Annotated in this window: 21 protein-coding genes, 1 tRNA gene and 1 riboswitch; of the genes, 7 read left to right on the forward strand and 15 right to left on the reverse strand. The window is 70.7% G+C overall.

Translation table 11 applies throughout. From position 1 onward, the window contains the following. Positions 1–29 precede the first annotated feature (29 nt). The 9 genes from JHW41_RS21020 to JHW41_RS21060 form a co-directional block, all read right to left on the reverse strand. Positions 30–2,894, reverse strand: a complete 2,865-nt coding sequence (locus tag JHW41_RS21020) for a TonB-dependent receptor (RefSeq protein ID WP_250446387.1) — start codon at positions 2,892–2,894, stop codon at positions 30–32. A 92-nt stretch (positions 2,895–2,986) separates the two neighbouring features. Beyond that, positions 2,987–4,003, reverse strand: a complete 1,017-nt coding sequence (locus JHW41_RS21025) for a FecR family protein (RefSeq protein ID WP_078999311.1) — start codon at positions 4,001–4,003, stop codon at positions 2,987–2,989. Further along, positions 4,000–4,755, reverse strand: a complete 756-nt coding sequence (locus JHW41_RS21030) for an RNA polymerase sigma factor (protein ID WP_331456597.1) — start codon at positions 4,753–4,755, stop codon at positions 4,000–4,002. Before JHW41_RS21030 ends, JHW41_RS21025 begins: the two co-directional genes overlap by 4 nt. 452 nt (positions 4,756–5,207) lie before the next feature. Further along, entirely contained in the window at positions 5,208–6,122 is a 915-nt protein-coding gene (locus tag JHW41_RS21035; protein ID WP_078999308.1) for a regulatory signaling modulator protein AmpE, read from the reverse strand. A gap of 208 nt (positions 6,123–6,330) precedes the next feature. After that, entirely contained in the window at positions 6,331–7,275 is a 945-nt protein-coding gene (gene nudC, locus JHW41_RS21040) for an NAD(+) diphosphatase (RefSeq protein WP_250451165.1), read from the reverse strand. A gap of 31 nt (positions 7,276–7,306) precedes the next feature. Beyond that, the gene (gene erpA, locus JHW41_RS21045; RefSeq protein WP_057946254.1) at positions 7,307–7,681 is read right to left on the reverse strand and encodes an iron-sulfur cluster insertion protein ErpA; all 375 of its coding nucleotides are present in this window, start codon (positions 7,679–7,681) and stop codon (positions 7,307–7,309) included. 338 nt (positions 7,682–8,019) lie between these two features. Further along, positions 8,020–8,802 (reverse strand): DUF6776 family protein, encoded by a 783-nt coding sequence (locus JHW41_RS21050; protein WP_057946253.1) that lies wholly within the window; start codon positions 8,800–8,802, stop codon positions 8,020–8,022. Positions 8,803–8,834: 32 nt separating this feature from the next. After that, entirely contained in the window at positions 8,835–9,278 is a 444-nt protein-coding gene (locus tag JHW41_RS21055; RefSeq protein WP_057946252.1) for a bactofilin family protein, read from the reverse strand. Positions 9,279–9,281: 3 nt separating this feature from the next. Continuing rightward, positions 9,282–10,019, reverse strand: a complete 738-nt coding sequence (locus tag JHW41_RS21060) for a DUF6776 family protein (RefSeq protein WP_057946251.1) — start codon at positions 10,017–10,019, stop codon at positions 9,282–9,284. A 70-nt stretch (positions 10,020–10,089) separates the two neighbouring features. Between JHW41_RS21060 and JHW41_RS21065 the strand changes: the two genes are divergently transcribed. Then, entirely contained in the window at positions 10,090–10,683 is a 594-nt protein-coding gene (locus JHW41_RS21065) for a DUF4126 domain-containing protein (RefSeq protein WP_250446404.1), read from the forward strand. Positions 10,684–11,078: 395 nt separating this feature from the next. Here JHW41_RS21065 and bfr read toward each other — a convergent pair whose 3' ends face one another. The 3 genes from bfr to JHW41_RS21080 form a co-directional block, all read right to left on the reverse strand. Next, positions 11,079–11,555, reverse strand: coding sequence for a bacterioferritin (bfr, locus tag JHW41_RS21070; RefSeq protein ID WP_057946249.1), 477 nt, complete (start codon positions 11,553–11,555; stop codon positions 11,079–11,081). Between the two features lie 254 nt (positions 11,556–11,809). Next, entirely contained in the window at positions 11,810–12,013 is a 204-nt protein-coding gene (locus tag JHW41_RS21075; RefSeq protein WP_057949943.1) for a (2Fe-2S)-binding protein, read from the reverse strand. A 130-nt stretch (positions 12,014–12,143) separates the two neighbouring features. Continuing rightward, positions 12,144–12,770, reverse strand: a complete 627-nt coding sequence (locus tag JHW41_RS21080) for an RNA pyrophosphohydrolase (RefSeq protein ID WP_057946248.1) — start codon at positions 12,768–12,770, stop codon at positions 12,144–12,146. Positions 12,771–12,895: 125 nt separating this feature from the next. Here JHW41_RS21080 and JHW41_RS21085 point away from each other — a divergent pair. From JHW41_RS21085 to JHW41_RS21095, 3 genes are all read left to right on the forward strand, one after another. Next, positions 12,896–12,972, forward strand: a tRNA-Met gene (locus tag JHW41_RS21085). Positions 12,973–13,142: 170 nt separating this feature from the next. Then, positions 13,143–13,499 carry a 6-carboxytetrahydropterin synthase QueD gene (gene queD / locus JHW41_RS21090; protein WP_057949942.1) on the forward strand — a complete coding sequence of 119 codons (357 nt, stop codon included), beginning with the start codon at positions 13,143–13,145 and terminating at the stop codon, positions 13,497–13,499. Positions 13,500–13,812: 313 nt separating this feature from the next. Next, positions 13,813–14,223: a phasin family protein gene (locus JHW41_RS21095; RefSeq protein WP_250446407.1), complete on the forward strand. Its 411-nt coding sequence runs from the start codon at positions 13,813–13,815 to the stop codon at positions 14,221–14,223. Positions 14,224–14,458: 235 nt separating this feature from the next. Here JHW41_RS21095 and bioD read toward each other — a convergent pair whose 3' ends face one another. Next, positions 14,459–15,145, reverse strand: a complete 687-nt coding sequence (gene bioD, locus JHW41_RS21100; protein WP_250446409.1) for a dethiobiotin synthase — start codon at positions 15,143–15,145, stop codon at positions 14,459–14,461. 163 nt (positions 15,146–15,308) lie between these two features. Between bioD and JHW41_RS21105 the strand changes: the two genes are divergently transcribed. From JHW41_RS21105 to btuB, 3 genes are all read left to right on the forward strand, one after another. Beyond that, positions 15,309–15,791: a GAF domain-containing protein gene (locus tag JHW41_RS21105; RefSeq protein ID WP_250446412.1), complete on the forward strand. Its 483-nt coding sequence runs from the start codon at positions 15,309–15,311 to the stop codon at positions 15,789–15,791. Continuing rightward, positions 15,788–16,255 carry a TfoX/Sxy family protein gene (locus tag JHW41_RS21110; RefSeq protein ID WP_250446430.1) on the forward strand — a complete coding sequence of 156 codons (468 nt, stop codon included), beginning with the start codon at positions 15,788–15,790 and terminating at the stop codon, positions 16,253–16,255. The genes JHW41_RS21105 and JHW41_RS21110 overlap by 4 nt, the downstream gene beginning before the upstream one ends. 191 nt (positions 16,256–16,446) lie before the next feature. Then, positions 16,447–16,679, forward strand: a riboswitch (cobalamin riboswitch). 137 nt (positions 16,680–16,816) lie between these two features. Beyond that, positions 16,817–18,667 carry a TonB-dependent vitamin B12 receptor gene (gene btuB / locus JHW41_RS21115; RefSeq protein ID WP_078999297.1) on the forward strand — a complete coding sequence of 617 codons (1,851 nt, stop codon included), beginning with the start codon at positions 16,817–16,819 and terminating at the stop codon, positions 18,665–18,667. Between the two features lie 298 nt (positions 18,668–18,965). On the opposite strand, the gene JHW41_RS21120 is transcribed toward btuB, so the two are convergent. Next, positions 18,966–19,880 (reverse strand): hypothetical protein, encoded by a 915-nt coding sequence (locus tag JHW41_RS21120; RefSeq protein WP_250446461.1) that lies wholly within the window; start codon positions 19,878–19,880, stop codon positions 18,966–18,968. Beyond that, entirely contained in the window at positions 19,877–20,797 is a 921-nt protein-coding gene (locus tag JHW41_RS21125) for a hypothetical protein (RefSeq protein ID WP_250446464.1), read from the reverse strand. Before JHW41_RS21125 ends, JHW41_RS21120 begins: the two co-directional genes overlap by 4 nt. Between the last annotated feature and the right edge of the window lie 50 nt (positions 20,798–20,847).

Genomic DNA, 20,847 nt, shown 5'->3' on the forward strand with positions numbered 1-20,847 from the left:
CGATCGCCGCACCCGAACCGGCGCGCGGCTCAGAACCGATACATCGCGCTGACCAGGTAATAGCGCCCGACCGGATCGTCGTCGACCAGGCTGTAGCCGCCGGCGCTGTAGTCGTAGTTGACCGGCCGGCGATCGTTGAGGTTGCTGATGTTCAGGCCGAACAGCCACTTGTCGAAGCCTTCGTAGGTCAGGTCCAAGCCGAGCAGGGTCGCGCTCGGCGTGCTGCAGATGGTGCGGAACGCCATCTTCGGGCACGGCTGATCCGGCGTCCTCTTGAGCACCGTCGCCGGCCCCATGTAGCGCGCGTTGAGCGTCGCGCTCCAATCGCCGTAACTCCAGCGCACGCTGCCGAGCACGGTGCGGTTGGGCGTGCCGAAGCCCGCGTAATCCAGCTCCGGCACCTGCGAGTGCACGCCGCGCCGCAAGGTGTCGAGGTAGTGGCCGTTGAGACGCACGGCGAAGTTGCCCCAGCGCCGGGTCGGCATGCGGTACTCGGCGCTGAGCTCCCAGCCGCGCACGTCGGTGCTGCCGTAATTGTCGAGCTGCCGGATCACCTCGGTGACCTGGCCGAACTCGTCCAGCACCAGCTGTTTCGGAAACAGCTTCGGGTACTCGAGCGAAGCGGTGGCGACGATCTCGTTGCGGCGATGGATGCGGTAGCGGTCCAGGCTGACCGTGAGGTCCTCGGTCGGCGTCCACACCACGCTGAAGTTGCGGCTGGTGGAGATCTCCGGACGCAGCTTGGGGTTGACCCCCGCGCGCACGTCGACCTGGCAGTACTCGGTGCCTTCCGCGTCGTGCAGCGACACCGCGCACGGCACGGGGAAATCCTCGGCCAGCCGACCGACCGTGTCCTGGCCGATCATCAGCGGCCGCCGCAGTTCGGCCAGGGTCGGCGCGCGATAGCCCTCGCCCATCGTCGCGCGCAGCACCAGCGAACGCAGCGGCTGCCAGCGCAGGCCGTACATCGGCGAGATCTGGTTGCCGTAGCCGGAACTGCGGTCCAGCCGCCAGGCCGCGTTCAACCACAGCTTCTGCAGCAGCGGCACGTTGGCCTCGCCGTACAGCGCCGAGGTGTTGCGGCTGGCGCGGCGCGCGTCGAACTCCTGGGCCAAGGCCACGTGCCCCTGGACGAAGTCCTCGTCGGGCCGCGCGCGCAGCACCTCGCGCCGGGCCTCGACGCCGGCGGCCAGGCGCGCCTCGCCGGCCGGCAGCTCGAACAGCGGGCCCTCGACGCTGGCGGAGAACATGTCCAGCACGATCTCGCCGCCCATCGTGGTCTGCGGCGCGATTTCGGCCAGCACCTTGGGTTCGTTGGTCGCGGCCTTGTCGAAACGCAGCGACATGGTCTGCACTTCCTGCGTCACCGCCGGCTCGTTGATCAACCCGGTGATGCGGTTGGCCACCTTGTTGCGCCGCTGCGCCAGGCTGACGTCCCACTCCCATTTGTCGCGGAATCCCTTGACGCCGACGGTGAAGTCGCGGGTCGTGGTGACGCTGCGGCTGCGGATCGGGCCGACGTCGGAGAACCAATAGTTCAGCCAGCGACCGCCGCCGGCGTCGGGGTGCGAATCGGGCAGGCGCAAGGATGCGCTGAACGGCGGATTCTGCACTTCCAGCCCGACCCGGGTCGCGCGCAGGTCGGCGTAGAACTCCTTGTTCTGGCCGAAAGGCTGGTGGAAATAGGCGTACAGCGCGCTGCTGGTGATGCCCGGCTGCAGGCTCACGTAGCGCGCCTGGTCCAGCGAACAGCGGGCCGACTCGTCGACCACGCCCGGCGCGGTGGTGTTCTCGCAGCCCTCGATCGGACTGATCTGGTAGCCGTCGAAGTAACCGGCGAGGTAGCGGCCGTCGGCCTGCCCGCTCAGGCGCTGGTCCATCGTCGCCCACTTGCGCTGGCTGCCGATCAGCGGATTGCGGGTGAAGTGGTCGACGCTGACGAACACGTTGCCGCCGCCGGGCGTCTGCTCGCCGAAGCTGGCGTACTGGCGCTGCTGCTCGGCGTCGCCGCGCTGCGACACGCCGAAGCTCGCGCCGACCTCGGCGCCGCGGTAGTCCTTCTTGAGGATGATGTTGACCACGCCGGCCATGGCGTCGGCCCCGTAGATCGCGGAAGCGCCGCCGTGGGCGATCTCGATGTGGTCGACCATGCTCAACGGAATGCCGTTGAGGTCGGTCAGCGCGCCGTAGTCGGTCGAGATCAGGCCGTAGTTGGCCATGCGCCGGCCATCGACCAGGAACAAGGTCGCGCGCGGGCCCAGCGAATACAGGCTGGCCGAGGCGGCGGCGGCCGACGGCACCTGGCTGGCGCCGTTCTCGGTGGCGACGTTGCGCGGGTGGTGGCCGCTCATGCCCGGCAACAGCCGCAGCACGTCGAACAGGGTCTGGTGGCCGCTGCTGCGGATCTGCTCGTTGGTGATCAGGGTCAGCGGCAGCGAGCTTTCGAACACGGCCCGGCCGATGCGCGAGCCGGTGACGTGGACGGTGTCCAGCTCGGTCGTGGTCGGCCCGTGCGGCGCCGGGGCCGGCGGGGTCCCGGTCTGCACCGCCGGGGCCGGCCGCGGCCGCGCCCGCGGCGCCGGCTGCAGCAAGTAGACATTGGCTTTTACGGCCACCGCGGTGAGGCCGGTGCCTTCCAGCAACTGCGCCAAACCTTCGCGTACCGGCGGCCGGCCGCGCAGGCCGGCGGTGCGCCGGCGCGCCACCAGGGCCGGCGAATAGATCAGCTGCAAACGATTACCGGTGGCGAACGCGTTCAGCGCGTCGTCCAACGCGCCGGGAGAAATGGTGTAGCCATCGGCTGGACTATCGCCCTGGACGGCCGGCAAAGCCCCGGCAACGGGCGAAAACGTCAGCGCGACGGAAACGATGAACGCATGGGAAATCTTGGCCATCCACCAACCGCATCGATCGGGCTACAGCTGAACCGTGCGCCCCCTGTCGTTGGCGCTGTCCAACCATATCACCGCCGTGGCGGCCAGGGGGCTCAACCCGGATTGCGATGCAGGACGATTTCGTCGTCCGCCGCACGTTCCGCCTTCAACGACCAGCCCTGTTCCAGCGCTTCCAGCAGGGCGGCCTGGTCGCCGATGTGGAACACGCCGCTGACCGTGATCTTGCCCAGGTTCGGATCGGCCAGACGCAGCTTGGTCGCCGAGTAGCGGTTCATCTCGGCGAGCAGGACGTCCAGGCGCCGGTTCTTGAACACCAGGTCGCCGCCGGGCCAGGACTGGGCGACGCTGAGGTCGAGCGGCTCGGGCGGGGTCATGCGGCCGCTGTGGTCGTAGCTGAGCTGCTGGCCCGGACGCAGCGCGCTGCCGGCCTGGGCCAGGCCGTTGGAGATCACCACCGCGCCTTCGATCAGGCCGACGTTGACCTCGCTGCCGTTCTTGCTGACCTGGAACGTGGTGCCGATGTCGCGGATGGTGCCGGTGCCGGCCTTGACCGAGAACGGCCGCGCCGGGTCGGCGGCGACCTGGAACTGGACCCGGCCGCGGTCGACCTCGACCTCGCGGCGCTCGTCGCCGAAGCGCGCGAGGATGACCGAATCGGTGTCGAGCATGACCTGGGTGCCGTCGGCCAGCCGCAGCGAACGCTGCTCGCCGACCTGGGTGACGTAACGGACGCTGTCGACCGGCGCCGGCGAACGCAGCCAGCCCACGCCGACCACGGTGGCGACCAGCAAGGACGCGACCATCGTCGTCGGCACCCACCAGCGCGAGCGCGCGCTTTCGCGCCCGCTCTGGCGCCAGGCGATGCGCGCGGCGGCCTGCAGCATCTCGTCCCCGGCCAGTTGCGCGGCGGCCTGGTGCGCGCGCTCGGCCTCGACGTACGCGGTCACGTTGTCCGGGCGGGCGTCGAGCCAGCGCTCGAACTCGGCGCGATCGCGCGCCGTGCATTCGGGCGAATCCAGCCGCGCCACCCAGGCTTCCGCGCTGCCTTCGTCCGCGCCGGCGAGGGCGTGGTCGGTGGCGTTCGTCGATGTGGGCTGTGTCGTATTCATGGCTCTTGCAAGGTCTCGTAGCCGCTTTCCTTCATGCGCGCGCGCAACAGCGCGAGCGCCCGGCCGATATTCTTCTCCACCGCCTTTACAGAAATGCCGCAGTGTTTCGCGATCTGCGTGTAACTCATTCCGTTGATGCGGTTGAGCAGGTAGATCTGACGGCTGCGCACCGGCAACTGCATGATCGCCGTGCGCACCAGCGCCAGTTCCTGCTCGGTCGCCACGCGCTGGTCGTGGCTGGGTTCGGGCGACGGCAGCGCGTGATAGTCCTCGTCCAGGCTCACGTGCTCCGGCGCGTGCCGGGTCTTCTGCCGGCGTCCGCGATCGTTCAACGCATTGATCGCGATGCGGTACATCAGGATCTTCAACGCGTCGGCGGGCTGGTCGCGATAACGCAGCATGCGCATCATCGTTTCCTGGGCGATGTCCTGCGCGTCCTCGTGCGAGGCCGCCGACTTGCGCAGGAACGCGATCAACGCTTCGCGGTTGTCGCGCAGGAAGCCGACGAAATGGTCGCCGTCCTGCTGCGCGGTCGCGGGTTGGTTCGCCGCCGATGACTCCTCGCCCACGTCCACCTTCGCCCACGCCCCGGTTATCTGCTTCGATACTAGCCCAGCCTCCGCGGCCGGGCGAACGAAGCCCATCTCGAAGCCCGATCGGTCCTGCGCGCCGGTGACCGGCGCCATTGCGATCTGGCCCATGCCGGCTTCATTCAAGCCGAGCTGGAACACCGAGGTGTAGCGATTCGCCAAATCCGACTCCTCCGCAAGCGTGATGACCGGCGCAAGATCGCGGATCGCACGCTAGGCGGCCACGGGGCCCGGTCTTCGCGCCGGGCTCCCGCGTACGCGTAAAGCGCGTTCCTTCGTCGCTGTCGCCGCTGTCTGGCTGCCGTCGCGGCCGCCGCCCGAAGGCGTCGGCCCGGTCGCGCCCGATCGCTGCGCGCGAATGGTCCAGCCCCCTCGGCAGGACCGCGTTCCGACGCCGGGGTGGCCGACGAAGGAAGGCTCGCGCGGCTGGCGATTTACGCGCAACCTGAACTGTCAAACGCAGGGCGGCGGACGCCCCCCTACCTCGCCGTGCGGCGGCGTGCGGAAATTGCGCGAAGCTCCGCGAAATCGTGCGTAACGGGCAGCGGGCGGATGGCCCGGATACGGGCGGGGCCGCGGCGAGGCCGGCGGCGCCGGCCCCGCGCCGCGGTGGCTCAGGCGACGAAGCCGGCGATCACGAACAGCGCCAGCACCGCCAGCCACACCAGCAGGCTGCGCCAGACCAGGCTCATCGCGTCGCGCAGCTCGGGCACCTCGCCGCCGGCGGCGACCGCCACGGCCTGGCCCGGCACGCCGGATTCGTTGACGTAGTCGGCGGCCTCTTCGGCCAGCTCGCACTTGACGCTGGCGCGCGCGACCGCGCCGAGGAAGCGGTTGTCCAGGCTGAAGCTCGCGCCGCCGGCTTCGCGCCAGGCGCCGAGCACGGTGTCGAAGTTGCCGACCAGGGCCATGGCCAGGGTCAACAGTTGCGCCACCGGCCAATCCAGCAGCGCCAGCAGGGTGCGCGCGCCGGCCAGGGTTTCGCCGGGCAGCCGGCGCGAGGCTTCGCCTTCGGCCGCCAGCGCCGCCAGCCGATAGCCCAGCGCGCCGATCGGGCCGAGCACCAGGAACCAGAACAACACGCCGAACCAGCGCCGCAGCGCGCTGCGGAACACCGCCTCGACCAGCGAACCGCCGTCGAGCGCCGGCGTCGCGCCGTCCGGCCACAAGCGCGCCGCGGCTTCGCGCCGGCTGGCGCCGTCGCGCGCGGAGGCCAGCGCCTCGACGTCCAGGTCGAGATCGCGCGGGCCCCAGGCGTAGAACAGGATGAAGATCGCGAACACCAGCCCGCCCAGGCCGATCAGCGGCTCGACCAGCGCCAGCTGGAACAGGCCCACCGCCAGCAACGGCGGCAACAGCGCGATGACGATGCCCCAGCGCCCGCGCCAGAAGCTGCCTTCGGGGAAGCGGCTGTCGATCCAGCGCAGCCAGTCGTCGTACCAGCCGAAGTGACGCAAGGACGCGGCCAGCGATTGGGCGAGATGGCCGAGCACCAGAGCGACGACGGCGGCGATCAGCGTGACGGACATCGGGCGACGCTCCTGGCGTGGCGAATCTGGCCCCCGGATTCTAGCGCGGCCGCGTGCAGGCGCGGTCGCGTTGCGGGGGCATCGCGGCGGAGACGAAAGCATCGGGCCTGAAGGCCCTCCCACAAAGCAGCGGGTCGCGGCCCGCTCCTGTGCGAGGGCCTTCAGGCCCGATGCCTTTCGTTCCGCAGCCGCGCGTCCCTCAACCCGCTCAACGCCGCAAGCGTTCCTCGGCGGCCAGGCGCCAGTGTTCGATCAGCCAGCGCGAAATCGAGATGCTCGGCGACAGCAGATACCCCTCGCCATCGTCCGCGCCGCGTTCGCCGCGCGCGATCGCCGCACGGATCTCCTCCAGGGTGAACCAGCGCACTTCCTCGAGTTCTTCGCTGCTGTGCGGTTCGCCGGCTTCGGCGCGCGCTTCGAAGCCGAGCATCAGCGCGCCCGGAAACGGCCACGGCTGCGAGCCCAGATAGCGGCAGTCGCGCACGCGCACGCCGGTTTCCTCCAGCACCTCGCGCGCCACGGTCTGCTCCAACGATTCGCCGGGCTCGACGAAGCCGGCGATCACCGAGAACCGCCGCGGCGGCCACGCCGCCTGGCGGCCGAGCAACAAACGCTCGCCGTCGCTGACCGCGACGATCACCGCCGGATCGGTGCGCGGGTAGTGTTCGGTGCCGCACTGGCCGCAGCGCCCCAGCCAGCCGGCGCGCTCGAATCCGACCGCGCCGCCGCACACGCCGCAAAACCGGTTGCGGTTGCGCCAGAACTGCAGCGCGCGGGCCTGGGCGAACACACTGGCGTGCAGCAGCGGCCAGTGCGCGGCGGCGGCGCGCAGATCGACCCGGCGCGGCGCGTCGAAGGCGACCAATTCGGCGTCGATGGCGAACCAGGCGCCGCCCTCGCCGTCCAGGCCGAGGAAGATCGCCGCGCCCGGACCGCCGGGGCCGTCGCTGAGTTCGCGGCCGAGCGGCGCGCGCAGCGCGCCGTCGTCGTCGGCCAGGGCGTTGCCGGACGCGTCGAGCACGACGATCCGCGCCTGCGGCCACAATCCGGACAAGGCCTCGGGCTGGGTGCGCAGGTGATCGGCGCGGTCCAGCGCCGCGCGCCAGGCCGCGTCGGCCTCGACGAAGGCGAACGGACGCGCGGCTTGGCTCAGGGCGGCCTCGGCGGTGTTCACTCGGGCGCGGTCAAACGCCGAACGAGGAGCCGCAGCCGCAGGTGGTCTTCGCGTTCGGATTGCGGATCACGAACTGCGAACCGTGCAGGCTCTCGGTGTAGTCGACTTCCGCGCCCATCAGGTATTGCAGGCTCAGCGGGTCGACCAGCAGGGTCACGCCGTCGGTCTGCACCGCCAGGTCGTCCTCGCCCTGCTGTTCGTCGAATTCGAAACCGTACTGGAAGCCCGAGCAACCGCCGCCCTGGATATAGACGCGCAGCTTGAGCGCGTCGTTGCCCTCCTCGGCGATCAGCTCGCGCACCTTGTGCGCGGCCGAGGAGGTGAACTGCAGCGGGCGCTCCAGCGACTGGTAGTCCGGCGCGGAGTTGAGCGTGGCGATTTCCATGCGCTAAAGGATAAGGCCGCACGCCGCGCATTCAAGCGCGCCAGGCGAACACTGCGGGTCGCGGCCGGACCTGAATCCGGGTGGCGTGCACGCCGGCGCGGCGCGAAAACCGCAGCGGAATGGCAGCCGACGGACGGATTTGCCGGAACGGGCGCCTGGCTGCGGGCGGCCTCCAACGACGGCGCGACACGGCACGGCGCACGGCGCGCGGTGCGCGGTGCGCGGTGCGCGGTGCGCGGTGGGCGGTGGGCGGTGGGCGGTGGGCGGCCATTCTCGCCAAGGCGCGATCCGCCTCGCGGGCGCCTGCGCGATGGGCGGCCCGGCGCCGTCGGGCCTGATCAGGTCCCGGAGCGGCCGGCCTCGGCGGTCGTCGCGGCGGCCTCGCGGGTGGCGTCGGCCCAGGTGAAGGACTGCTCGACCGCCGCGCCGGATTGCGGCACCAGCCGCACCGTCACCCGCACCGGAGTCAGGCCGGCGGGGACGAACACATCGCCCTCGACCTGCTCGAAGTACTTGAACGAATAGCCCACGCCCGGCGCGTCGGCCTGCTGGCGCAGGTCGGTCCAGGCCAGCTTCTCCAGCTTGCCGTTGCGGGTGCCTTCCAGGAACAGGGTCAGCCGGCCGGCGCTGACCGCGCCGCGGTTGAGGTTCTGGGTCAGGGTGGTGGTGAAGTGCCAGGCCGAGGGCGCGCCGTCCTGCGCCTGCATCTTCAGCGCATGCACGGTCAGGCCGCGGCGCTGGCCGGTGGCGCCGACCAGGCGCTCGTAGAAGGCCACGTCGGCGCGCAAGCCGGAAATCTCTTCGTCGCGCTCGGCCAGGGCGCTTTGCAGGTCGCGGTTGGCCTGGCGGCTGATCGCGTCCGAACGGCCCAGGGTGGCCACGCGCTGGCGCAGTTGCTCCAGTTCGGCCTGCATCTGGCGCGGGGTCGCGGCGGCGGCGCCGGCCGGGGCCGGCGCGGGGGCGTCCTGGCCGCTGAACGAGCGCCACAGGCCCCAGGCGCCGAAGGCCAGGGCCGCGGCCAGCAGCGCCATCGCCGGCAGGCGCCAGCGGTGGGACGGGTGCGCGGCGCCGGCCGCCGGGGCGGCGGGCGCGGGTCGGGTCGGGCTGGTGTCCTCGCTCATCCGCCCCAGCGTGAGGGCGGCGGCGGGCCGGCTCAATCCACCAGAGCGCCGGCGGTAATCGCGGCTTCAGGCGGCGGCAGCGCAGCCGCGGCGTCGGCGTGCTGGGCGTCGGCATGAATCAGGCGCCCGGTCAGCTGCGAGCCGGCGGTCATCTCGACCACCTTGTAGTGGACGTTGCCCTCGACCCGGGCCTTGGCCGCCAGTTCGATCCGCTCGCTGGCGTAGACATCGCCATGCAGGGTGCCGTTGATGACCACCACCGGCGCGCGCACTTCGCCCTCGATGCTGCCGTTCTCGGCCAGGGTCAGGCTGGCCGGCTGGCCGTCGACGGCGATCAGCTTGCCGATGATGCGGCCCTCGATATACAGGCCGCCGCTGAATTGCAGGTCGCCGCGGATCACCACGTGCGAGCCGATCATGGTGTCGACCTGGCCTTCGCGCAGGGGGGCCGGTTTGCTGCTGTTGGTCTTGAACATCTGTCAGGTTTCCCCAGTCGTTACGGTGACGCCGCTCTTCCAGGCGAAACGCTGCTCGATCGCGGCGTTTTCTCCGCGCAACGAAACGCGGATGCGTTGCGGAGTGAACCCGGCCGGCAGCATCACGCTGCCGTCGAGGGTCTGGAAGTAGCGGAAGGAGTAGTCCTGGGCGGGCGCCTTGGACTTCTGGTGCAACTCGTCCCAACCCACGCTGGCGAGCTTGCCGCCACGCACCCCCTCGACCTGGAATTGCAGCCCCCCGCTGCTCACCGCGCCGCGGTTCAGGTTTTGGGTCAGGACGATCTGGTACCGCCAGGTGCCGCCTGCCTCGGCGTGGAACTCCACCGAATGCACGTTCAGCCCCTTGGCCGGCGCGGTCGCGCCGACCAGGCGTTCGTAGAAGGCCACGTCGGCGCGCAAGTCGGAGATTTCCTCCTCGCGCTGGGCCAACGAGCTCTGGACCTGCTTGTTGGCGGCCCGGCTGATCTGGTCGGAGCGCTGCAGGTTGGCCTCGCGCTGGGCCAGCTTGTCCAGCTCGGACTGGCGCTGGCGCAGCTCGCGCCGGGTCTGGTCGAGCTCGACCTTGAGCTTGGGCAGCTGCGGCGCGGCCAGCGACTGCGACCACCACCAGGCCAGGGCCAGCGATACCGCCCACGCCACGCCCACCGCCGACCAGATATAAGGTCGCTTGTCCGGCTGCTGCTGGACGATGACGAAGCGGGGCGGCGGCGTTTTGCTCATACGGGACGTCGACGGCCCGCAGCCGCCGGTTTACCTATACTCAACCTTCAATCTTAACGGGAATGCCGCGATGTCCGATGCGCACCTGTTCGCAGTTGGCGTAGTTCTGGCCTGGCTGTCGGGCGTCCGGGTCTACCTGACCGTGTTCGGGGTCGGCCTGGCCGGCATGCTCGGCTGGCTGGACCTGCCGCCGGCGCTGCAGGCGACCCAGTCGCCGTGGGTGCTGGGCGTGTGCGGCGCGCTGACGGTCGGCGAGTTCTTCGCCGACAAGATCCCCGGCGTGGACTCGGGCTGGGACCTGCTGCATACCCTGCTGCGGGTGCCGGTGGGCGCGTTCCTGGCCGCCGCGACGATCTCGCCGGACGGCGAGCTCGGCGCCGGCGCCCTCGCCGCCGGCGCCGGCGTGGCCCTGACCAGCCACTTGCTCAAGTCCGGCTCGCGCGCCCTGCTCAACACCTCGCCCGAACCGATCAGCAACTGGACCGCCTCGCTGACCGAGGACGCCGCCGTGATCGGGGTGCTGGCGCTGGCCTTCGCCCACCCCTGGCTGAGCCTGGGCATCGTGGCGACGATCACCCTCGTGCTGGTCCTGGCGCTGTGGTGGCTGTGGCGACTGCTGTTCCGGCGGCACAAGCGCGAGCCCAAGGCGCTGGAAGCCGGCTGAGGCCGCGATCGTTCCCGTCCCCGAAAACCGCCGGCCCGAGCCGGCGGTTTTTGCGTGCGCGAGAGACATGGCCGAAGCCACTGTCGGAGCGGCGCGAGCCGCGACCGCGGGGTAGCCGCTCGCACCGTCGCTTTCGCCGCCGCTGCGCTGTCGCGGTCGCGGCTTGCGTCGCTCCTACAGGGAGCGATCGGGTTCGCGAACGACAAAAAAAGCCGCCGGCGCGGGGCCGGCGGCTTGGGTTTCGTCTGGCTGGCTCGACGAAGCGTGTCGCCGCGGCTGGCTGGAGAAAGGTCGCCGCTTGCGCGGCTTGCGGTCGATCCGTCTGGCTGGCGTGCGCTGGCGGGTGGATCGGGCCGCGGCAGGAACGCGAGCTTCCTGCGCGATTGCGGCGGCGCTTACGAGGCGTCTTCGATCTTGGTCAGCAGGTAGTTCTGCTCGCCGATGCGCTCGATCAGCGCCAGTTGGGTCTCGATCCAGTCGACGTGCTCTTCTTCCGAATCCAGGATGTCGGCGAACAGCTTGCGGCTGACGTAGTCGCTGACGGTCTCGCAGTACTTGATCGCCTCGCGCAGCAGCGGGATCGCTTCCAGCTCCAGCGCGAGGTCGCACTCGAGCAGTTCGCGCGGGTTCTCGCCGATGCGCAGCTTGCCCAGCGCCTGGAAGTTCGGCAGGCCGTCGAGGAACAGGATGCGGTCCGACAGCTTGTCGGCGTGCTTCATCTCGTCGATGGACTCGTGGTACTCGTGCTCGGCGAGTTCCTTGAGGCCCCAGTTCTTCAGCATCTTGGCGTGCAGGAAGTACTGGTTGATCGCGGTCAGCTCGTTGTAGAGCGCTTTGTTGAGGTATTCGATGACTTTGGCGTCGCCCTTCATGGCCGGCTCCTGCGTTGCGATGGGCGGCACTGTAGCCCTTTCGCGCGGGCCATGACGAAACGCGAATCGTGCGCAACGGTAATCGCGAATCGCTCGCACGCAGCCGCGCGGATTGTGGCGGCGGACACGAAAACGGCCGCGCGAGGCGGCCGTTTCGGGGATTCGTAGGGCGGAACGTTGCGCTGGCTGAAACCCGGTTTGCGGACCGGGAGCGCCTGCCGCCGCAGCCGCGGCGCCGGCGTGTCGCGCTCGCGTTAGGCGGCTTGTTGCAACACCGACAGCGGCAGTTCGCGCACGTTGCGCGCCTGCTCCAGCAGCGAGCCGGCCAAGTCCAGGCAGCTGCCGCAATTGGCGCCGGCGCCGGTGCGCATGGTCAGCTCGGACACGCTGCGGCAACCGGCTTCGGCGGCCTGGCGGATATCGCGGTCGGTGACTCCGTTGCAGATGCAGACGTACACGGCGCTGGTCTTCGGTTGGCAGCCGGCTGGCTGCGGGACCATTCCGCCACGGATGAGAATGATTGTCAATTAATGAAAGCCCAATTCGGCAAAGACGCCGGCGGGCGGCCCGGACCGGCCGGGCCGCGGCTCAGGCGCCCGGTTCGGAGCCGCCGCAGGCCGACTGCCCGCCGGGCCGCGCGCGCGGCCGCTGGTGCTGGCGGCCGCCGAGGCCGGCATCGCGGCGCGGGTCGGGCCGCGCATCGGCGACCGGGCACGGCATCGGCACCGCCTGGTCGCCGGCGACATGGCGGGCGAACGGCGCCAGATGGCGCAGGGCGCTGGTATAGACGCCGCGCTTGAACATCACCACGTGCTCGATCGGGTACCAGAAGTCGACCCAGCGCCAGTGATCGAACTCCGGCTTGTCGGTCACGTCCAGGCACAGATCCGATTCCTGCCCGGTCAGCCGCAGCAGGAACCACACCTGCTTCTGGCCGATGCAGACCAGCCGGTCGTTGCGCCGCACCGCCCTGCGCGGCAGCCGATAGCGCAGCCAGCCCGGGGTGGCGCCGAGCACTTCGACATGATGGGGTTGCAGGCCGGTTTCCTCGCGCAATTCGCGATACATGGCCTCCAGCGGCGTCTCGTCGCTGTTCATCCCGCCCTGCGGGAACTGCCAGCCGTCGCGATGCACCCTGCGCGCCCAGAACAGGCGGCCATCGGGATGCATCAGGACGATGCCTACATTGGGTCTGTAGCCGTCCGGATCGATCACGATGCGGACTCCTAATTTCACTGTCTCCGACTCTGCCACGGGGTCGGCCAGAGGACAAGCCGGGCAAAACGCCGCGAAAGGATTGACAAGACCGGCCCCGGCATGAAGAATGCGCGGCTCACCGTGGCTATGTAGCTCAGCCGGTTAGAGCACAGCACTCATAATGCTGGGGTCGGTGGTTCGAGTCCACCCATAGCCACCATCGAACAACGCGCCGCAACACCAGTCAGGGCCCGCCAGCGCAGCGGGCTTTTTCGTATCCGCACCGCTGCATCCCGCCGCCGCGTTCGCGCCGGCTCCGGCGCTGCGCGATCATCGGTCTTCCACGCGCCGGCGCCGCCGGCTCCGCACCCGTTCGCCGCCATGCCCGCCATCGACATCTTCAAGGTCTTCACCCTGGAAGCCGCGCACCGGCTGCCGAACGTGCCGGAAGGCCACAAGTGCGCGCGCCTGCACGGGCATTCGTTCCGGGTCGAAGTGCACCTGCGCGGCGATATCGGCGAGCACAGCGGCTGGCTGATGGACTACGCCGACGTCAAGAAGGCGTTCCAGCCGATCCATGACCGGCTCGATCACCACTACCTCAACGACATCGAAGGCCTGGACAACCCGACCAGCGAACGGCTGGCGGTGTGGATCTGGGAACAGCTCAAGCCGGCGCTGCCGCTGCTGAGCGAAATCGTGGTCCACGAGACCTGCACCGCCGGCAGCCGCTACCGCGGCGAGTGACCCGGCGCCGGCGCTTCGCGCCGGCATCTGCGACGCAAACCGATGCCGCGCCCGGTTCCGGGTCGGGTCATGCGCGCGCCACCGTATCGACATCCGTGCCCGCCAGCGTGGCCGGGCGGATCGGCGCAGGTCCGCGCAGCGAAGCCGCTTTGCCTATTCAGGTAGCAACCCCGTAACTGACTGAACCGGCAGGTTTTCTGAACGATTCAGGACCGCTGGTCGGCGCCATGTTGCGGCGCAACAAAAGCCGGTCTATGCTGCATCGCACAATCCAGTCGCCCTCCGTCTGGGCCACCTTCTCAGGAGCTAAGCCATGTACCAGCAGTTCAACGAACAGTTCGCCGCCGCCACGCGCCAGTTCGCGGACACGGCCGCTCAGGTCAACCGCCTGGCCCTCGACAACGCCGAGGCCGTGTTCGGCCTGCAGATCGCCGCGATCGAAGACCGCGTCAACGCCACCTTCGCCTTCTTCGGCGAAGCCGCCGAGGCCCGCGACTTCGACGCCCTCAAGACCCTGTTCCCGAAGGGCGTGCAGGTGGCCCGCGAGAACGTCGAGCGCGCCGTCAGCACCGGCCAGGAAGCCTTCGGCCGCACCCTGAAGACCAACGAAGCCATCGCCGAGCTGGCCAAGTCGCAGGTCGAGACCGCCGCCAAGGCGACCCAGGCCAACGTCGAGAAGGCCACCAAGGCCGTGGCCAAGGCCGCCGCTCCGGCCGCCAAGTAAGCCTCGCGGCCGCCGCCTCTCTCCCGGCGGCCCGATGCGATGAAGAAACCCGGCAGCGCGAGCTGTCGGGTTTTTTCGTTTGCGCGGTGCGCAGGCCCCGGCCGGAGGATCGGAAGCGCCCGGTAGCAGCGGCGCAAGCCGCGACTGCGGCAACGCGACTGCGGCGGTATCTGCGACGCGAGCGGAAACTCCGCGGTCGCGGCTTGCGCCAGCTCCTACAGGGGAAGTGCGGGATTCAGAAGGCCGGGCGCAATGCACCGGCCAGGGTCGCCGGGTCGGGCTGCGCCGCATGCGGCAGCCGGCCCCAGCACGGCACCGGCAGGCGCCGGCGCAGGATCTCGAAGTTCTCGTCGGCGCGCGCCATGTGCGGGTCGATGCCGTTGGCGATCCAGCCGATCAGCTCGGCGCCGTCGGCCTGGATCGCGCGCGCGCTCAGCCGGGCATGGTTGATCGCGCCCAGGCGCAGGCCGACGACCAGCACCACCGGCAGTTTCAGCGCGCGCACCAGGTCGATCTGGTCGAGCTGAGCGCTGACCGGCGCGGCCCAGCCGCCGACGCCCTCGACCACCACGGTGTCGGCCTGGGCGGCCAGCCGCGCGTGCGCGGCCAGGATCGGACCCAGCGCGATCTCGACGCCGGCTTCGGCCGCGGCGATCTCCGGCGCCAGCGGCTGCGGCAGGGCGTACGGGTTGACGTCTTCGTAGCGCGGCCGCGGATCGCTGGCGGCCTGCAGCAGCAACGCGTCCTCGTTGCGCCAGCCGTCCGGGCCGGGCTCGCAGCCGCTGGCGACCGGCTTCATGCCGACCGCGCGCGCGCCGCCGGCGCGCAGGGCGTGCAACAGGGCGGCGCTGGCGACCGACTTGCCGATGCCGGTATCGGTGCCGGTGACGAACAGGCCGGGGAGCCGGCGGGCAGAAGTCATGCGGGAGTCTCGCGGCTGGGGCCGCCCGGCGCGCGGACGGGACCGCGCGGCCGACGGCGCGCTTGTCGGAAGGGGCGGCGGCGCCTGTGACTGATCTCGCGCTTTCCCGGCGCCGCCCGGTGGGCATGGTAGTCGCAGCGGACGCCGCTGTTACACTCCGAAGATGTTTACTGCCTCCACACTTTCGGGCCAAAAGTCCGAGCAATACGCCCAATTGGTCGACCAGGCCCGCGCCCTGCTCGACGGCGAGCGCGACCGCATCGCCAACGCCGCCAATCTGTCGGCGCTGGTCAACCAGGCCCTGCCGCAGCTCAATTGGGTCGGTTTCTATTTCTTCGACGGCACCGAACTGGTGGTCGGCCCGTTCCAAGGGCTGCCGGCCTGCGTGCGCATTCCGCTCGACAAGGGCGTGTGCGGCGCAGCCGCCACCCGCCGCCAGACCCAGCGCGTGGCCGACGTGCACGCGTTCCCCGGCCACATCGCCTGCGACGCGGCCTCGCGCTCGGAAGTGGTGGTGCCGCTGACCCGCGGCGCCGAACTGATCGGCGTGTTCGACCTGGACAGCCCGATCCCGGACCGCTTCGACGCCGACGATCAGGCCGGCCTGGAAGCTTTGGCCCAGGTGTATGTGGAGTCGCTGGCATGAGCGGAATCAAGATGCGCAACATCGGCCCCAAGAGCGCGGCCTGGCTGCGCCAGGTGGGGCTGCGCACGCACGAGGACGTCGCCGCGATCGGCACGGTCGAGGCGTTCATGCGGGTCAAGCGCGCCGGCTTCAAGCCGACCTTGAACCTGCTCTACGCGATCGAAGGCGCGCTGCTGGACTGCCATTGGCAGGAGATTCCCGACGAGCGCCGCCAGGAGCTGATCCTGGCCGCCGAGGCGGCCACCGCGCTGCTGCCGGCGCCGCGCAACAAGCCGGCCGCCGCGCCGGTGCGCACGACGGTGCATAACGAAGATCGCCATGAGGACGGCGGCTTCGGCGGCTTCGGCGCGGGCCGCGATGAAGGCGGCCACGGCGGGGATGGCGATGGCGCCGGCGACGAACGCGACGACGACGGCGCGGCCGGCGACAACGGTCGCGACGAGGACAACGGTCGGCACGACTGAGCCGACGCTGCGCGGCTGCGCCCGCTTCCTGCAGGAGCGGCGCAAGCCGCGACCGCGGCACCCCGGCCACGTCGAAAGCATCAACGCGAGCGATCGCCGCGCGTTCGCACCCCGCGCCGCTCCTGCAGAGGCCTAGGACGGCTCCGACCGGTCAGGCAGGCGGCGCCGGCTTCGCGTACACTGCGCCCCGCTTCGAGGTGACCCCGCGGCCAGGCCGCCGGGTTGAAACGGGAAGCCGGTGACGTCCGGCGGCGCGGATCTGCGATCCGGCCGCGGCCAGTCCGGCACTGCCCCCGCAACGGTAAGCGCGTCCACAGCGCGGCAACCGCCACTGTGCCACCGGCCTCGCGCCACCGGCATGGGAAGGCGCCGCGCCGGAACCGGTCCGCCGGTTCGGCCCGCAAGTCCGGAGACCGGCCCCGAAGCCCCCACAGGTTGCGATGCGGAGGGCATCGCGGCGGTCGCCGCGCCTTCGCGCCGGCTCGCCTGCGTTCGCCCTCCCCCGCCTCCGCCCTTCGCCGTTCGTCGTGCGCGCAGGATCGCGCGCGCAGGAGTGCTTCAATGCGTCGTTACCAGTTGCTGTCCCTCGCCATCGCCGGCGCTCTCGCGTTGCCGGCGGCCGCCGTCGCCGCGCCCGCCGGTGCGCCCACCGACCTGGATCAGGTCGTGGTCACCGCCAACCGCACCGCGGTCAGCGTCAACGACCTGCTGACCCCGGTCGACGTGCTCGACCGCGCCGACATCGAGCGCAGCCAGGCGCGCGACCTCAACGACCTGCTGCGCGGCCGCGCCGGCATCACCATCGCCAACCAGGGCGGCGCCGGCAAGCTGACCACGCTGTTCCTGCGCGGCAGCGAATCCGACCACGTGCTGGTGCTGGTCGACGGCATCCGCATCGGTTCGCCGACCTCGGGCCTGGCCTCGCTGCAGGACCTGCCGCTGGAACTGATCGACCGGATCGAGATCGTGCGCGGCCCGCGTTCGAGCCTGTACGGCGCCGACGCCATCGGCGGCGTGATCCAGGTGTTCACCCGCCGCGAGCGCCAGGGTTTCGCCCCGCGCGTGCACGCCGGCGGCGGCAGCAACGGCACCGTCGAATTCGGCACCGGCTTCGGCGGCCGCGGCGGCCGCGGCTGGTTCGGCGCCGACTACAGCTTCCGCAAGACCCAGGGCATCGACGCCTGCCGCGGCGCCGGCTTCCCGGTGTTCGCCGGCTGCTTCACCGACGAGCCCGACCGCGACGGTTACGAAAGCCACGCGCTGTCGCTGCGCGGCGGCGTCGAGATCAACGAGCAGTGGAGCGTGGAAGGCCAGGCGCTGCGCGCCGAAGGCCAGAACGATTACGACGGCAGCTTCGTCAACTATTCCGAGACCGTGCAGCAGGTGATCGGCGGCAAGATCGACTGGCGGCCGAGCGAGCGCGTGCATGTGCAGCTGACCGGCGGGCGCAATGTCGACAGCTCGGACAACTTCCTCGGCGCGGTGCCGATGGGGTATTTCAGCACCAATCGCGACACCGCGACCTTGCAGGCCGATTTCAACCTGTTCGAAGGCCACGTGTTGAGCGCGGGCTTCGATTGGCTGCGCGACGAAGTGCGCAGCGACACCACCTACGACGAGCGTTCGCGCGACAACAAGGCCGGTTTCGTCCAGTACCAGGGCCGCTTCGGCAACCAGTCGTTCGAGGCCAGCGTGCGCCGCGACGACAACGAGCAGTTCGGCGGCCACACCACCGGCGGCGCCGCGTGGGGCCTGAACTTCGCCGACCACTGGCGCGTCACCGTCGGCTACGGCACCGCGTTCAAGGCGCCGACCTTCAACGAGCTGTACTACCCGTTCTTCGGCAACCACAACCTCAAGCCGGAAGAGTCCAAGACCTGGGAACTGGGCCTGGCCTACCGCGGCGAGAACTTCAACGCGCGCATCGACGGTTTCGACACCCGCGTGGACGAGCTGATCACCTTCGACTCGGCGATCAACCTGCCCAACAACATCGAACGCGCGCGCATGCGCGGCGCCGAGATCGGCATCGACACCACGTTCGCCGAGTGGACGCTGGCGGCGAGCGCGAGCTGGCTCGACACCGAGAACCGGGTCGGCTTCTACCGCGGCAACGACCTGCCGCGCCGCGCCAAGCACAGCGCGCGCATCGACCTGGACCGCGCCTTCGGCAAGTTCCGCGTCGGCGCCACCGCGGTCGGCTACGGCTCGCGCTACGACGACGTCGCCAACAGCAACCGCCTGGGCGGCTACGGCACGTTCGACCTGCGCGCGGAGTACGCGTTCACCGATGCGCTGAGCCTGCAGGCGCGGGTGGCCAACGTGTTCGACCGCGAGTACGAGACCGTGTCGTACTACAACCAGCCGGGCCGCGAGTGGTTCGTGACCCTGCGCTACGCGCCCAAGCCCTGATCACGGGGCGCGGCCGGGGCCGGTTCGGCCTTGATCGATGAAAACGGAGCCCGGCTTAGGCCGGGCTTCTTTTTTGCGGCGAGGAGCGCGCGCGCGCGCGCCTGGAGAACGCAGGTCGGGGGATCGCGGCTGCGATGGGCGGTTCGTTGTGGGCGAGGTGGTGCGGTCGCGGCTTGCGCCGCTCCTACAGGAGGCCTTCGACGCTACGGCGCAAGCGACTGTAGGAGCGGCGCAAGCCGCGACCGCGAGACGGCCGGTCGCTGCGAAACCCGACCCAAGCGAAAAGCGCGGGCGAGGCTCAGGCCATCGCCGTGATCTGCTCGTCCAGTTCGGACTGCAGATCGCGATGGCGCATCGCGCCGCTGCGTCGCGCCCATGCGCGCAACCGCGCCAGTTCGGGCGAACGCCACGCCGCCATGCCGTAGGGGCTGCCGCAGACCGCGTGGTCGAAGCGCTCGCTGCGCGCCGGCGCATCGCGCCCCCATGCGGTCGCCGCGGCGAGACGATGCAGTTCGTCCGCCGTGGGCGCGCCGCATTCGGCCGCGTGCTCCAGCGCGAGGACGAATTCGGCCGGGTCGGGATAGAACGGCGATAGGCTGGCCGCGCGCAGTTCGTCGTCGCCGGCCCAGCGCAGCGCGGCGGCGAGCATGTCGGCGGCCTCGCGCACGCCGGGCAGGTGGGCGAGCCGCAAGTGCGCGAACAAGGCCAGCACGTTGGCGGTCGCGGTGCAGTCGACGAGATCGCGGCGGATGCCGTCGCGGCTCCAGGTCGCGAACACGCCGATGCGCAGCCACGGCGGGCGCAGCAGCGGCAACTGGGCGATGCGGCGGCGGGCGATCGCCAAGCAGGCGGTGCGGTGCGCGTCGGCGTGGCTGATCCGGCCCGCGCGCAGCAGTTCCAGCAGCATGATCGCGGTGTCGTCGGCATCGTCGGGCAGGCGCGGCGCCCAATCGGGATGCGCGCGTTCGGGCCAGAAACGGAAACCGCCGCGCGCGGAACGGCACTGTTGCAGCGCGTCGAGCATCGCCGCCGGCACCGGCAGGCCGGCCCGGCGCAGCGCGCGCACGCCCAGCGCGGTGACGAAGCCGTTGCGGTCGCGCAGGCGTTGGCCGTCCAGGACCACGTCGCTGGCGATGAAGTAAGGCCGCCTGTCGGCCGCGGCGACGCGCGCGGGCGCGATCCGCGGCGGGCACACCGGTGCGGCGGCGCTCATGTCGGCCGCACGCCGCATTGCACCCAGGCGTTGCCGGCGATGTCGGCGCCGACGCCGATCATGCCGTGGCGCCAACGGCCGTCGGCCGGGCCGGCGGCGAGCGCGGCGTAGACCTGCGCCGACGCGCCCTCGCCCTGCGTGCGCAGGCACGCTTCGACCTGGGCGTCGTCGCGGAAGATCGCCTTGGCGAAGGTGAACCAGGTCAGCGCGCGCACCTCGCCCTGCGCCGACAGGGCCAGGCTGATGCCGGACGGGCGCGGCAAATCGTCGGCCGGCAGCACCCGCAGCAGACGCTGCAGCAAGGCCGCGTCGTCGCCGAGCGCGACCCGCGCCAGCGCGCGCAGCGCGGCCAGATCGAGTTCGTCCGCGCGCGCATAGCATTCGACGCTGCCGTCGGGATTGATCCCGCACATGCGCCAGAACAGCAAGGCCGAATCGAACAGGCGATGGCGGCCGCGCCACGGCGGCGGCAACCGGCCTTCGGGCAGGTCGGCGTAGAGCTTGGCGGCGAAATCCTCGCCGTGCCGCGCCGAGGCCCAGGCGCCGAACTTCAGCCGCGCGCCGCGCTGGTGATCGAGCCACGGCCGCAGGTCGCCGCTCCAATCCAGCGCCTGCGCGGCGCGTTGCAAGCGGGTCGCGTCGTCGGCCTCGGGCTCGGCGACCTCGGCGGTCCAGCGCACCGCCGCTTCGCGCGAGGTCCAGGCGAATTCCACCGGCAGGCCGGTGTTGGTCAGCGAGCTGAAGCTCCACGCCACCTCGGGCCAGCGCGAGGCCGCCAGCGGCGCCAGCGTGCGCGCCAGCCGCGCCTGTGCCGCGTCGGCCTGGCGCGGCAACACCGCGCGCAACCGTTGCAACGTCGCCATCACCGGTGCGGCCAATGGGCCGTCGCCGGCGGACCGCGGCATCGCTTCGCTCACGCTCGCTCTCCCTGTCGTGAAGCCGTCCCTGGCATTGCCTGCGTCCATGC

Origin of the sequence: Lysobacter enzymogenes (assembly GCF_023617245.1) — a bacterium.
GTDB classification, from domain to species: Bacteria; Pseudomonadota; Gammaproteobacteria; order Xanthomonadales; family Xanthomonadaceae; genus Lysobacter; species Lysobacter yananisis.

What these genes read in the sequence shown, in the direction of transcription:
- JHW41_RS21020 (WP_250446387.1), bottom strand. Translation starts at nt 2,894, where the DNA reads ATGGCCAAGATTTCCCATGCGTTCATCGTTTCCGTCGCGCTGACGTTT.
- JHW41_RS21025 (WP_078999311.1), bottom strand. Translation starts at nt 4,003, where the DNA reads ATGAATACGACACAGCCCACATCGACGAACGCCACCGACCACGCCCTC.
- JHW41_RS21035 (WP_078999308.1), bottom strand. Translation starts at nt 6,122, where the DNA reads ATGTCCGTCACGCTGATCGCCGCCGTCGTCGCTCTGGTGCTCGGCCAT.
- erpA (WP_057946254.1), bottom strand. Translation starts at nt 7,681, where the DNA reads ATGGAAATCGCCACGCTCAACTCCGCGCCGGACTACCAGTCGCTGGAG.
- JHW41_RS21050 (WP_057946253.1), bottom strand. Translation starts at nt 8,802, where the DNA reads ATGAGCGAGGACACCAGCCCGACCCGACCCGCGCCCGCCGCCCCGGCG.
- JHW41_RS21055 (WP_057946252.1), bottom strand. Translation starts at nt 9,278, where the DNA reads ATGTTCAAGACCAACAGCAGCAAACCGGCCCCCCTGCGCGAAGGCCAG.
- JHW41_RS21060 (WP_057946251.1), bottom strand. Translation starts at nt 10,019, where the DNA reads ATGAGCAAAACGCCGCCGCCCCGCTTCGTCATCGTCCAGCAGCAGCCG.
- JHW41_RS21065 (WP_250446404.1), top strand. Translation starts at nt 10,090, where the DNA reads ATGTCCGATGCGCACCTGTTCGCAGTTGGCGTAGTTCTGGCCTGGCTG.
- bfr (WP_057946249.1), bottom strand. Translation starts at nt 11,555, where the DNA reads ATGAAGGGCGACGCCAAAGTCATCGAATACCTCAACAAAGCGCTCTAC.
- JHW41_RS21095 (WP_250446407.1), top strand. Translation starts at nt 13,813, where the DNA reads ATGTACCAGCAGTTCAACGAACAGTTCGCCGCCGCCACGCGCCAGTTC.
- bioD (WP_250446409.1), bottom strand. Translation starts at nt 15,145, where the DNA reads ATGACTTCTGCCCGCCGGCTCCCCGGCCTGTTCGTCACCGGCACCGAT.
- JHW41_RS21105 (WP_250446412.1), top strand. Translation starts at nt 15,309, where the DNA reads ATGTTTACTGCCTCCACACTTTCGGGCCAAAAGTCCGAGCAATACGCC.
- JHW41_RS21110 (WP_250446430.1), top strand. Translation starts at nt 15,788, where the DNA reads ATGAGCGGAATCAAGATGCGCAACATCGGCCCCAAGAGCGCGGCCTGG.
- btuB (WP_078999297.1), top strand. Translation starts at nt 16,817, where the DNA reads ATGCGTCGTTACCAGTTGCTGTCCCTCGCCATCGCCGGCGCTCTCGCG.
- JHW41_RS21120 (WP_250446461.1), bottom strand. Translation starts at nt 19,880, where the DNA reads ATGAGCGCCGCCGCACCGGTGTGCCCGCCGCGGATCGCGCCCGCGCGC.